Source organism: Clostridium sp. AF21-20LB (genome assembly GCF_003478795.1).
GTDB classification, from domain to species: Bacteria; Bacillota; Clostridia; order Lachnospirales; family Lachnospiraceae; genus Otoolea; species Otoolea fessa.
On sequence record NZ_QUGD01000023.1, the window covers coordinates 29,669 to 42,386 of the forward strand.

The window sequence follows — 12,718 nt, forward strand, 5'->3', positions numbered from 1 at the left end:
AACAAATGCAAAAACAGAAGGAAAGGGCAGAAAACAAGCTGGGTATTGTGTCAACTCTGTGAATACTTGTTTTACAGAGACAAATGCCCGGTGTTAGAATGGGGATAAAGAAAGAAAACCGCGGAATACTTTCAAAGAGTCTATCAAACGGAAAGGGTGTAGACAGAAGAATTATGACTGAACTTGACGCAAATAAAAAAGCGGAAGAGCTTCTGAAAGGTGCGTACGATTTACATGTACATTCATCGCCCTCTGTTTTTCCGAGAGAATTGGATGGATTCCAGTTGATCCGGGAGGCAGACGCGGCAGGAATGGCGGGAGTGATGCTGAAAAGTCATTATGAATCAACGGCTTTGCGGGCAGAACTGATCAACCGCTACAGCGGCTGTAAGGCGAAAGCGTATGGCGGGCTCTGCCTCAACTGCCCGGCGGGCGGCTTGAATGTATACGCGGTGAAAAATGCATTGCGGGCGGGGGCAAAAATTGTATGGATGCCGACCCGGGATGCGAAAAACAGCCTAGTATTCGGAAACATGGAGGGAGATTTCTTCGACCGCAGGGGTATTACCATTCTGGAACAGGATGGAACATTAAAAGAATGCGTCTACGACATCATGGATGCTATCAAGGAAAAAGACGCATTTCTGGCAACAGGACATATCAGCCCGGAGGAATCCCTGATTTTATGCAGGGAAGGACGGAAACGGGGGGTCAATATGATTTTGACACATCCAGAGTTTCCAAGGACGAGGATAGGAAGAGACGATCAGGCGGAACTGGCGAAGCTGGGGGTTGTGATTGAGAAGAACTGGTTTAATCTGGCACAGAAAAGTGTGATGCCGGAAGAGATGGCAGAGACGATTCGGACCGTTGGAAGTGGACACGTATATCTGGCAACGGACCGAGGGCAGAAAGGGGCGCCGACACCCGTTTCGGAATTGAAACGGTTTATCGCCGTGATGCTGACCTGTGGGATTGCGGAAGCACAGATACGGGACATGGTCCAGAAGGTACCGGAAGAAGTGGTATGCAGATAAATTTATATAAATGCACATTTTTTAGAAGGAGGATTTTACATTATGAGGAAAGACAGAGTATTGGCAGGGGCATTAGCAGCAGTGACAGCGCTCAGCATGACAGCGTGCGGCGGCGGACAGGCAGGTGGTACCACACAGGCAGCGGCGGCAGGAACACAGGCGGCAGTCGAGAACACCGCTAACCCGAATGCCGAGACAACACTCAGCATCGGTTATACGACCGCAGCAAACGCAGATGATCCGTATCACTTTACAGCAACCAAATTCAAAGAGATCGTGGAAGAAAAATCCGAGGGCAGAATTGCGGTCAACCTGTATGCGAGCAGTCAGCTTGGTTCCGAGCCGGAGATGTGGGAAGGCATGCAGACCGGAACATGCGACATGGCAGTCATGACGAATGCATATGTTTCTTCTTATGTACCGGCAAACGGTGCATTGGATCTTCCGTTCATTTTTAGCGATTTGGCACAGGCACGTGAGATCGTAGACGGCGATTTCGGTCAGTCCCTGATCGACAATATGGACGGAACAGGCGTTACATGTCTTGCATTTTCTGAGGGCGGATTCCGTCAGTTGTGTACAAAGGACAAAGAAATCAAAGCACCGTCCGATTTGAATGGACTGAAGATCCGCTGCATGGAGACAAAGATTTACCTATCTGCTTATAAGGCGCTGGGTGTAAATGCAACCCCGATGGCATGGGGCGAGCTTTTAACCGCTCTGCAGCAGGGTACCGTAGATGGCTGTGACGCACCGTTAAGTGTATTATATACCAACGGTTTTCCGGATATCTGCAAATACATTGATAATGTAAACCTGTTCTATTCTCCACTTCCGGTATGTATTTCTACCAGTGTATATGAGTCCTTATCTGAGGAAGATCAGGCGATCTTAAAAGAAGCAGCACAGGAAGCAGCCAAAGAAACACGTGAAAACAACGATGCAACCGCTGAAAAGATGGAGTCGGATCTGACGTCTCAGGGCATGACGATTGTATCCTCTGAGGATGTAGATACAGAGGCATTCCAGAGTGCCGTAAAGCCGTGCTATGACGAGATGGAATCCTACATCGGTTCTGAGTGGGTGGATCAGATTAAATCCCTGACCGGCACGGAGAGGTGATTGCAGAAAGAGGGTTTGACAGCATGAAAAAATTACAGCAGGTTTCAGACATAATTAATAAGTGCGTCAGTTACATAGGAATGGTGATCTTTATTGTCCTGATTGTTGCCTGTGTGGCACAGGTGTTTTTCCGCTTCATTCTGAATAATTCACTGTCATGGAGCGAAGAACTTGCCCGGTACTGTTTTATCTGGATGCATATGCTGGGCGCTTCCTTGTTGATTGAGGGAAGCGGACATGCTACAGTAACAGCAATCCTGGATCTGATGCATGGAACACTTCGAAAAATTGTCGATATTATCATTGAATTAGTTATCTTTTTTGATGGAACCGTAATGCTGTATGCAGGCTTAAAGCTTGCGTACAGCTCCAGAACTAACTTGAGTACCGCGCTTTCTGTCCCGATGTGGTGTATCAATTCCTCCGTGGCAGTCGGCGGAATCCTTCTGATGTTCCAGGCATTTGTAGCGATTGCGATGATCGTATCAGCGACAGAGAGAAAGGAGGATAAACCGGTATTATGACACTTGTATTAGTAGTATTATTTGGTCTGATGCTTTTAGGCATTCCGGTTGCATTTGCAATCCTTTCTGCCGGAATGGCATATCTGGCGACAACGGGAGGAAGTATGCTGGTAGTCGCACAGCGGCTGATTTACGGTCTTAACTCCTTCACACTGCTTGCAGTCCCACTGTTTATCTTGGTAGGAAACCTGATGGATTTCGGTGGTATTTCCAAACGTCTGACCGATTGGGCGAAGAGTATTTTAGGCTGGCTTCCGGGCGGACTTGGAATTGTAACCGTATTCAGTTGTGCGATCTTTGCAGCGCTGACGGGCTCTGGTCCGGCGACGGTAGCAGCGATTGGTTCAATTATGCTTCCTTCCATGCTGAAGGCAGGTTATTCCAGAGAAACGAGCGCGGGGTTAGTTGCATCGGCAGGTGCATTGGGACCAATCATTCCTCCGAGTATTCCCATGATTATTTATGGAGTTACAATGAATCTTTCAATTCCGGCAATGTTTATGGCAGGGGTTGTCCCGGGACTTGTTATCGCACTGGCGTTATCGTTAGTCAATGTCGTATTCGCATACAGGAATCCGGAGGTTCTGAAACATGCGAAGACGATGAAGTTTGATTTTAAAGAATCCATGAAATTGTTCTGGAAAGCGCTGGGCGCTCTGGGACTTCCGGTTCTGATTCTAGGCGGTATTTATGGCGGTATCTTTACACCAACCGAATCCGCAGCGGTCGGCATTGTTTATGCGCTGATTCTGGGTTTTGCATTGAAAGAACTGAAAGTAAAAGATTTACCGAAGATCCTGATCAATTCCCTGAAAACATCGACAATGGTCAATTTCATCATCGCGGCGGCGTCCCTGTTCTCCTGGGTTGTATCGAAATCCCAGATCGGAATCGTGATTTCCAATGCATTTATCAGCTTCGTAGGTGGCAGCCAGGCACTTTATCTCTTCGTACTAGTTGTAGTGCTCTTAATTGTAGGCTGTCTGATGGATAACGTAGCGGCAACTCTGATTCTGGCACCAATTTTAATTCCGGTTGGAATTGCACTCGGATGTAATGAACTCCACATCGGTATGCTGTTCTGTATTTGCCTGGTAGTTGGATTCGTAACACCTCCGTTTGGATATAATCTGTTTACGGCGGTTTCGATTTCAGGCTTGAATTTTAAACAGATTGTAAAGGGAGCGCTTCCGTTCCTTTTGACGGAAATATTGCTTCTGTTTGTATTTGCATATGTACCGGGAATCATCACATGGCTTCCGAGACTAATGGGGTACGGATACTAAGTATTAGAAAAATACGTAAGAAAAAGGGGCTATGAAAAGACAGCAGAAGAGACTTGAAAGGTCAATGCGCTGTTTTTTTACGGCTCCTTTTGGTTAGAATAAGAAAATAGATAGAACTGAGAACTGGCGGAGGAAACAATGAAAATAGGATTCGAAGTTTTTTTGGTGGTAGCCAGAGAAATGAGTATTACAAAAGCTGCAAATGAGCTTCATATTACACAGCAGTGCGCCAGCGATCATATAAAGAGGCTGGAAAAAGAGTATAATGTCGTGTTGTTTGAGCGGCGTCCCAAATTCCGTCTGACACAGGCTGGCGAGATCATGCTTCATAACCTGTTAAATATCCAGATTATGGAGACGAGTATGAGCCGGAGTCTAGCGGGGATAGCGGAGGGGACGGTGGGCGGTTTTACCTTGGGAATCAGTACATCCCGCGCGCCGATCATACTGCCCCGTGTGCTGCCGCGATATTACCAGTGTTACCCGAGGTAAATATATCCTTTACGGAGGAGGACACACAGATTCTGGAGGAACGCCTGTTGAACGGACAGGTAGATTTATTTATCGGGGTCAATACGTCACCGCATCCGGATTATAAAATCCAGACCCTGACGACGGATGAGATCATCCTGGTTATCTCCGCCAAGCTTTTGAGGCGGGAATTTAGCAAGCAGGAGATCCGGCAGATGGAGGATGGGATTGATCTGAAACGGTTTTCCAACATTCCGTTTACGCAGAGTTTCAAGACCGGAAAAGTTAACCATGCGATTCAGGAATATCTGGACAGTTATAATGTAAAGCTTAATGTCATCTATAACATCAGTGATAGTGAGACGCAGATTCTGCTCTGCGCGTCCGGCATCTGTGCGGCGCTGTGCCCGAAAATGCTGCTGGCAGCCGCGTACCGTCACAATCAGACCTGTAAACCGGAGGATGAACTCTATATGTTCCCGATCCGGAACTTGGGACGGGAGTTAAAGATCGAGCTGGTCAGCCATCGGAATGCGATGCATCCGATGTATATACAGGACTTTGTCCATATCTTACAGGAGGAGTTGCCGCGGATTGCAGATTCGATGAGTCTGGAAGAATTGAGAAAGAGTATACAGTAAAAAAGCCTTGAATCGGAAATGCTTTTGAGTCAAAAGTGTCTCAGATTCAGGGCTTTTTTTCAGTTCACGGGAGGTTCACTCTCAGATTCCACATCCCGGAATTACGAAAATATTATGTAAAAGGAACGAAAAATGTCGGAAAATGTACAAAATTGGGACAAATTCTATTAAAAATTTGTTCACTATTTTCGTGAAGTATGTTATAATAAAAACAGGTTTAAAATACACATTATATGTGAGCATCGAGGGGTGATATCGTGATTAAAAAGGAAATGATAGCTATGCTGTTGGCAGGCGGACAGGGCAGTCGTCTGGGTGTCTTAACTCAAAAAGTAGCAAAACCTGCGGTTTCTTTCGGAGGAAAGTATCGAATCATCGATTTTCCGTTAAGTAACTGTATCAATTCGGGAGTGGACACGGTAGGCGTTCTGACCCAGTATCAGCCGCTGCGGCTGAATGCACATATTGGAATCGGTATTCCGTGGGATCTGGACCGCAACGTAGGTGGTGTGACGGTACTTCCGCCGTATGAGCGGAGCAAAGGAAGCGATTGGTACACCGGTACGGCGAACGCGATCTACCAGAATCTGGAATACATGGAAACGTACAATCCAGAGTATGTGCTGATTTTGTCCGGCGACCACATCTACAAGATGGACTACGAGGTAATGCTGGAATACCACAAAGCAAACAATGCGGATGTGACGATCGCGGCGATGCAGGTTCCGATGGAGGAGGCAAGCCGTTTCGGTATCGTTATAACCGATGACAACAACCGCATTACGGAGTTTGAGGAGAAACCGGCGAATCCGCGCAGCAATTTAGCTTCCATGGGTATTTACATATTCAGCTGGAAGGTGCTCAAGGAAGCGCTCATCAAGCTCTCGGACGAGCCTGGATGTGATTTTGGAAAGCACATTATCCCGTATTGCCATGCAGCTGGAAAACGTATCTTCGCATACGAGTACAACGGCTACTGGAAAGATGTCGGAACCCTTGGCTCCTACTGGGAGGCAAACATGGAACTGATCGACATCATTCCGGAGTTCAACCTGTATGAAGAATACTGGAAGATTTACACGAAGAGCGATATTATTCCCCCACAATTTATATCGGAGCAGTCCAAGATAGAGCGCAGTATCATCGGCGAGGGCACCGAGGTATACGGCGAAGTCATTAACTCGGTCATCGGAGCAGGCGTTACGATCGGAGAAGGTGCGGTGATCCGTGATTCGATCATCATGAAGGGCACGACGATCGGCGCTGGCACGGTTGTGGATAAGGCGATCGTGGCGGAGGACGTTACCATCGGTGAGAATGCCGAGGTCGGCGTCGGAGAATATGCCGAGAGCAAGTACGACAAGAAGGTATATCAGTTCGATCTGGTAACGATCGGAGAGCGCTCCGTGATACCGGATGGAGTGAAGATAGGACGGAACACAGCGATTTCCGGTGTGACGACGGCAGACGATTATCACGGCGGCGAGCTGGAGAGCGGCGATTATATCATAAAGGCAGGTGGAATACAATGAGAGCGATCGGGATTGTTTTAGCTGGCGGCAACAGCAAGAGAATGAGAGAATTATCCAATAAGAGAGCCATCGCAGCGATGCCTATCGCAGGCAGCTACCGCAGTGTCGATTTTGCTCTGAGCAATATGAGCAATTCCCACATCCAGAGTGTGGCGGTACTGACGCAGTACAACTCCCGTTCCCTGAATGAGCACTTGAGTTCTTCCAAGTGGTGGGATTTCGGACGTAAGCAGGGCGGCATGTATGTATTCACACCGACGATCACGGCAGAGAGCAGCGACTGGTACCGCGGTACCGCAGATGCGCTGTATCAGAACCTCGATTTCTTAAAGAAAAGTCATGAGCCGTATGTGGTCATTGCAGGCGGCGACTGTGTCTATAAATTGGATTACGGCAAGGTACTGGAGTATCATATTGAAAAGAAAGCGGATATTACCGTAGTATGCAAGGAGATGCCTCCGGAGGAGGACGTTACCCGCTTCGGTCTGGTGAAGTTAAACGATGACGGACGTATCACAGATTTTGAGGAAAAACCGATGCTGGCGACCTCCAGCATGATCTCCTGCGGTATCTATGTAATACGCCGCCGTCAGCTCATCGAACTTCTGGAGCGCTGTGCAGCAGAGGATCGGTATGATTTTGTTACCGATATTTTAGTCAGATATAAGAACCTCAAACGCATTTACGCGTATAAGTTAGGAACTTACTGGAGCAACATCGCTTCGGTTGATTCGTACTACAAGACGAACATGGATTTCCTAAAACCGGATGTACGCCACTATTTCTTCAAAGAATACCCGGAGATCTACTCCAAGGTAGATGATCTTCCGCCGGCAAAATACAATCCGGGTGCAAATGTCAAGAACAGCCTGGTATCCAGCGGCTGTATCTTAAATGGTACGGTGGAGAACTCGGTTCTGTTTAAGAAGGTATATGTAGGCAATAACTGTATCATCCGGAATTCTGTTATTTTAAATGATGTTTACATCGGGGACAATACAGTGATTGAGAATTGTATTGTAGAGAGCCGTGATACGATCCGCGCCAACACGACGCACATCGGTACGCCGGAAGATGTAAAGATTGTCATTGAGAAGAACGAGCGGTTTACATTATAGGGTACATCAAAGAACAGACGGAAGGGGTAAATGGGTATGCAGATTACAGACGTAAGAGTGCGGCGGATAGAGAAGGAAGGTAAGATGAAAGCCATCGTATCCATCACACTTGACAATGAATTTGTGGTTCATGATATCAAGGTTATTGAGGGAGAGAAGGGACTTTTTATTGCTATGCCGAGCCGTAAGGCTGCGGATGGAGAATACCGGGATATTGCCCACCCGATTAATTCGGGAACCAGAGACATGATTCAGAATGTCATTCTTGCCAAATACGAGGCGACAGCTCTGGAACTGGCAGAGCTGGAGAAAGCAGAGTAAAAAGCAGGAAAAGAAAGTAAAAAGAGAGAAAATATGAAAAAATGTCCCCGGACGCTGGACAAAGTGCCCGGGGACATTTATTATGTAGGTATAGTGTGCTCAAAAACGGGCGGAATTTGCCCGAATGTGTACAGATAATCCATAAGGGGGTAATTATGAGCGGTACGATTTTTTCTTTAATACCGCCTATCGTAGCCATTGCGCTTGCATTGATTACGAAAGAGGTGTACCTGTCTCTGCTGATAGGTATTATGTCGGGCGCGTTTTTATTTACGGGTCCAAATCCGCTTCATGCGGTGGAAACCATGATCGCGATCATGGGCGAGAAGATCGGGGGCAATGTCAACATTCTGCTTTTCCTGGCATTTCTCGGCATCGTGGTAGCACTGATCACAAAGTCTGGTGCGTCGAAGGCTTATGGTGAGTGGGCGTCCCACGCGATCCGCACGAAGAAGGGCGCGCTGTTTGCAACCATGTTCCTCGGAATGCTGATTTTCGTGGATGACTATTTTAACTGCCTGACCGTCGGCACGGTTATGCGTCCGGTGACAGACAAGCACAAGATCACACGTGCGAAGTTAGCCTACATCATCGATGCGACGGCGGCGCCGATCTGTATCATCGCGCCGATCTCAAGCTGGGCAGCAGCGGTCGGTTCTTCGCTTCCGGAGGACAGCGGGGTGGACGGCTTCAGTCTGTTCCTTCACACGATTCCGTTTAATCTGTATGCGCTTCTCACGATCTGCTTCATGCTCTTTTTGGTAGCAGGCGATTTTGATTTCGCGGCGATGAAACGCTATGAAGAACAGGTGAAAAAGACCGGAAAAGAGACGACGGTCGAGGCGGAGGCGATGGAGATCTCCGGCAACGGAAAGGTTATCGATCTGATTCTTCCGATCCTGGTTCTGATTGCGTTCTGCGTCAGCGGTATGCTGTATACAGGCGGCATCCTGGACGGCGTTGGTCTGGTCGAGGCGTTCGCCAACTGTGATTCGGCACTGAGCCTGGTGCTTGGTTCCTTCTTCACACTGGTGTTTATCTTTGTATTTTACATGATCCGCCGTGTCATCCGGTTCAATGAGTTCTGTGAATCCTTCACGATCGGCGTCAAGGCGATGATCCCGGCGATCATGATTCTGTGCCTTGCCTGGACTCTGTCTGGTATCTGCAGTGCGGATTACTTAAACATCGGCGGCTATGTCAAAGAGGTAGTGGGAGGCAATGCGCTGGTCGGCTCCCTGATGCCGGCCCTGATGTTCGTCATCGCGGCGGGGCTGGCGTTCTCGACCGGTACGTCCTGGGGTACCTTCGGTATTCTGCTTCCGATTGCATTTGCGGTGGTTGGCGCTGAAAATATGAACAGCCTTACGATCGTGACGGCTTCGATTCTGGCAGGTGCGGTCTGCGGCGACCATGTTTCCCCGATCTCGGATACGACCATCCTTGCGTCGGCTGGCGCCCAGTGCCACCACATCAACCACGTATCGACCCAGATCCCGTATGTGCTGTGCGTAGCGGCGTGCTGTTTCCTCGGTTATCTGGCAGCCGGAATTACCGCCAATGGCTGGGTGGGAACCGGCGTGGGATTCGCAGCGCTGATTGTGGTTCTGGTTATTCTGGATCGAAAGAATAAAGGGACGAAAGAGGCGTAAAAGCATCGGCAGTAAACGAAAATTGGTTCGTTTACTGCCGATTTCTTTCGTTTCATCGGAGGAAGCGGTCGTATCTTCCGCTGGGGCATCGGTAGCAGCTGCGGTTGTTTCTGCCGGAGCAGAAGGTTGTCCGCACCCTCTTTATGAAATAGCGGTGGCATGGAAACTTTGGAAAAACGCATTCCCCACCAGCGATAAACTCCGTTCCTTCCGTTTGACCAGACAGATACTTGAGTGGATCTGGGGCTGGGTGATGATCCGGCGGATCAGGGCGGGATCGGAATTTAAACAGAGGGCAGATTCAGGCGCGAGCGCGATGCCCAGCCTTCGGACGCCCATAAAAGGGCGGTTCTGGCATCGTCGGCAATGCAGACGATGTTCGGTTCCAGCGCCTGTTCCTCAAAATATCCCAGAATCAGCGGCTGCCAGCGGCGGTAAAGGATGAGCGGCGCGCGGGTGAGGGCGGAGAGGGGAAGAGATGTGGGCGTATGGCTTTTTTGTGGTTCGGAAGCGTCGGATGCAGGCATAGGGTGGGAACTTTGAATCACAGAACCAGTGTCGGATGGAGGAATATCGGTCAGAAGGGCATTCGGGCATTCCTGGTAATGGCTCCAGATCATTTCGCGCCCGATCGCCAGAAATGCCTCCGGCGGCAGTGTCTGCATCTCCAGCCCGGCTTTGGCAAATGGCGTCCGGATCACGGCGAGGTCGATCTGGTTGGAGTGAAGCAGATCGAGCAGGTGGTAGGAATTGGACTCATGGAGTTCAAACAGGGCTTTGGGATAGGATCGCCGGAATGGGGCAAGATAATGCCGGGTCACAAATTCGACGGCGGAGGAGATGATGCCAAGGCGCACAACGCCCTGAATCTCCTGTTTCTGTGCAGTCAGCTCCGTGCAGGCAGCCTGGCTCAGATCGAGGATCGCAAGCGCCCGGTCGTAGAACGTCTTTCCAGCAGGTGTCAGTCGGATGCGGCGGGAACCGCGTTCAAATAGCGTCACACCCAGTTCTGCCTCCAGAAGCTTCATCTGGTGGCTGAGCGGCGGTTGTGAGATATTCAGTTTTTTGGCTGCCTGGGAAATATTTCCCTCGTTGACGATGGTGGTGAAGTAGGATAACTGGCGAAGTTCCATAAATGCTCCTTCCTGTTCGGATTCGTTGTAAAACTGTGTATACGGCAGATATATTATATAACAAAATCCGATAGAATAACAGGCGAACTATATTTTTCTGATATATATTCTATATCCGAATGGTATTTTTCAGGCTCCTTGAATTCTGGTATGATACATAAGCAGGTATATACTGGAAATTCCAGAGAAATAAAAGTGTAGGGATAATACGGAAGGGAGTGGGCAGAAATGAAAGAACTGCTGGATATGTTTCTGACGTTTGCCAGAATCGGAGGGTTTACCTTCGGCGGCGGATATGCGATGCTGCCGATGCTGCAGAAAGAGGTAGTCAATGGACGCCATTGGGCGACGGATGAAGAATTGATGGATTACTACGCGATTGGTCAGTGTACACCGGGTATCATCGCGGTCAACACGGCGACGTTTGTCGGTTATAAGAATCGGGGAATTCCAGGGGCGATTGCGGCGACACTGGGAGTCATTGCGCCGTCGCTTGTCATCATTATGATTATTGCGGCATTTATTTCTAACTTTATTGAACTTAGCGCTGTGAGCAGCGCCTTTGCAGGCATCCGCGCCTGCGTTTGTGTGCTGATCGGCAGTGCGGTTGTCAAGCTGGCGAAGAAATCGCTGGTTGATAAAGGAGCGATCGCGATTGCGGCGGTTGTGTTTGTACTGTCACTGTTTACATCGGTTTCCCCGGCGCTTCTTGTTGTCGTGGCGGGTGCGATCGGGATTGTACTGAAGGGCGGAAAGGGGGAGAAGAAATGATGCTGATACTTGAATTATGCTTCCGCTTCTTCTGCTGCGGATTGTTTGCGATTGGAGGCGGACTGGCGACCCTCCCGTTCCTTTACAATATTTCCAAGGAGACGGGATGGTATACCTTTAATGATATTTCCAACATGATCGCTGTCTCCGAGTCCACACCGGGACCGATGGGAGTCAATATGGCGACCTACGTCGGCTTCCATATTAAAGGGATTCTCGGCGGACTGGCAGCGCCTCTCTCACTGGTGCTGCCGTCGGTCATCATCATTGTGATTATCTCGAAGATTCTCGATAAGTTTAAATCCTCTTCGATCGTACAGAATGCCCTCTATGGTCTGCGCGCGGCATCTACCGCCCTGATTGCGGCAGCCGGTATCGGCGTGGCAAAGATAGCGTTCCTCCATGTCGGCGAGGATGGCAGCCTGGCGTTTTCCGAGCTGTTTTCCATCATCAACTGGAAGGCGATCGTACTGGCGCTTGCGATCTGGTACGGCTTAGTCAAATGGAAAAAGCACCCGATCTTCTACATCGTGGCGGCGGCTGTGATTGGAATCGTGTTCCAGTTCCACTAGGGAAGATAGAAGAAAATAGAACCATTTCCAGAAGGGGTAGTTCGGTATCGGCATATTCTTTTGGGGTAGTTCTTTTTTGTCATAGGAAGCTTCGTCCTATGACAAAACGCTTTGCGGGATGCGTACTCATGCGAAGAAGAAACATGCCGCAAGCGGTCGCGCGAGAAGCCCGGATGTGTCAAGACACATGATTTGTTCATGGGACTTTCTTCATTTTACAGGAAATTGCGTCCTATAAAACAAAAAATACAAGAAAACGCGATCGCAAAGTGCAATAATAGTTAGAAACAGAACAAATAAAACAGAAATACACAACAATTACAAAAATATAATCAGATAAATAAAGAAAAATATGGAAAATAATTAGAAATAATGCTTGACAAAATGAAAATTATCTAGTAGAATAAAACCATCAAAAGAAACAGAGATAACCCCAACAAACGGTTACCATAGTTTCTAGGACGAAATAAGGAACAAGGAGGACGGTCCAATGGGATAGTTAGTTACTAAAAACATGTTAGTTACTAAAAACATGATC

Annotated in this window: 13 protein-coding genes; 12 read left to right on the plus strand and 1 reads right to left on the minus strand. The window is 48.5% G+C overall.

The window, feature by feature from the left end:
- The first annotated feature begins 173 nt into the window (after positions 1-173).
- The 10 genes from DWX76_RS11010 to DWX76_RS11055 all read left to right on the plus strand — a co-directional run bounded on the left by DWX76_RS11010 (position 174) and on the right by DWX76_RS11055 (position 9,704).
- Entirely contained in the window at positions 174-1,037 is an 864-nt protein-coding gene (locus DWX76_RS11010; protein WP_107001705.1) for a DUF6282 family protein, read from the plus strand.
- Between the two features lie 42 nt (positions 1,038-1,079).
- Complete coding sequence (locus tag DWX76_RS11015; RefSeq protein ID WP_118570682.1) at positions 1,080-2,159, plus strand: TRAP transporter substrate-binding protein; 1,080 nt, start codon at positions 1,080-1,082, stop codon at positions 2,157-2,159.
- Between the two features lie 23 nt (positions 2,160-2,182).
- Positions 2,183-2,683 carry a TRAP transporter small permease gene (locus tag DWX76_RS11020; protein ID WP_118570683.1) on the plus strand — a complete coding sequence of 167 codons (501 nt, stop codon included), beginning with the start codon at positions 2,183-2,185 and terminating at the stop codon, positions 2,681-2,683.
- On the plus strand, positions 2,680-3,969 hold the full coding sequence (locus DWX76_RS11025; protein WP_207722853.1) for a TRAP transporter large permease: 1,290 nt from the start codon (positions 2,680-2,682) through the stop codon (positions 3,967-3,969). Before DWX76_RS11020 ends, DWX76_RS11025 begins: the two co-directional genes overlap by 4 nt.
- A 138-nt stretch (positions 3,970-4,107) precedes the next feature.
- Entirely contained in the window at positions 4,108-4,461 is a 354-nt protein-coding gene (locus DWX76_RS11030) for a LysR family transcriptional regulator (protein ID WP_118482239.1), read from the plus strand.
- Positions 4,446-5,081 (plus strand): substrate-binding domain-containing protein, encoded by a 636-nt coding sequence (locus tag DWX76_RS11035; protein ID WP_347475083.1) that lies wholly within the window; start codon positions 4,446-4,448, stop codon positions 5,079-5,081. Before DWX76_RS11030 ends, DWX76_RS11035 begins: the two co-directional genes overlap by 16 nt.
- 257 nt (positions 5,082-5,338) lie before the next feature.
- Positions 5,339-6,613 carry a glucose-1-phosphate adenylyltransferase gene (locus DWX76_RS11040; protein WP_118473001.1) on the plus strand — a complete coding sequence of 425 codons (1,275 nt, stop codon included), beginning with the start codon at positions 5,339-5,341 and terminating at the stop codon, positions 6,611-6,613.
- Positions 6,610-7,731, plus strand: a complete 1,122-nt coding sequence (gene glgD, locus DWX76_RS11045; protein ID WP_022359575.1) for a glucose-1-phosphate adenylyltransferase subunit GlgD — start codon at positions 6,610-6,612, stop codon at positions 7,729-7,731. The genes DWX76_RS11040 and glgD overlap by 4 nt, the downstream gene beginning before the upstream one ends.
- Before the next feature lie 36 nt (positions 7,732-7,767).
- A complete protein-coding gene (gene spoVG, locus DWX76_RS11050; protein ID WP_118467740.1) occupies positions 7,768-8,052 on the plus strand; it encodes a septation regulator SpoVG in 285 nt (94 codons plus the stop codon).
- Positions 8,053-8,207: 155 nt separating this feature from the next.
- Positions 8,208-9,704 carry a Na+/H+ antiporter NhaC family protein gene (locus DWX76_RS11055; protein WP_118466986.1) on the plus strand — a complete coding sequence of 499 codons (1,497 nt, stop codon included), beginning with the start codon at positions 8,208-8,210 and terminating at the stop codon, positions 9,702-9,704.
- 284 nt (positions 9,705-9,988) lie between these two features.
- Here DWX76_RS11055 and DWX76_RS11060 read toward each other — a convergent pair whose 3' ends face one another.
- Complete coding sequence (locus tag DWX76_RS11060; RefSeq protein WP_118570684.1) at positions 9,989-10,837, minus strand: LysR family transcriptional regulator; 849 nt, start codon at positions 10,835-10,837, stop codon at positions 9,989-9,991.
- Positions 10,838-11,065: 228 nt separating this feature from the next.
- Here DWX76_RS11060 and DWX76_RS11065 point away from each other — a divergent pair, with 228 nt between their 5' ends.
- Positions 11,066-11,608 carry a chromate transporter gene (locus DWX76_RS11065; RefSeq protein WP_117796658.1) on the plus strand — a complete coding sequence of 181 codons (543 nt, stop codon included), beginning with the start codon at positions 11,066-11,068 and terminating at the stop codon, positions 11,606-11,608.
- On the plus strand, positions 11,605-12,180 hold the full coding sequence (locus tag DWX76_RS11070; protein WP_412694060.1) for a chromate transporter: 576 nt from the start codon (positions 11,605-11,607) through the stop codon (positions 12,178-12,180). The genes DWX76_RS11065 and DWX76_RS11070 overlap by 4 nt, the downstream gene beginning before the upstream one ends.
- The last annotated feature ends 538 nt before the right edge of the window (positions 12,181-12,718 follow it).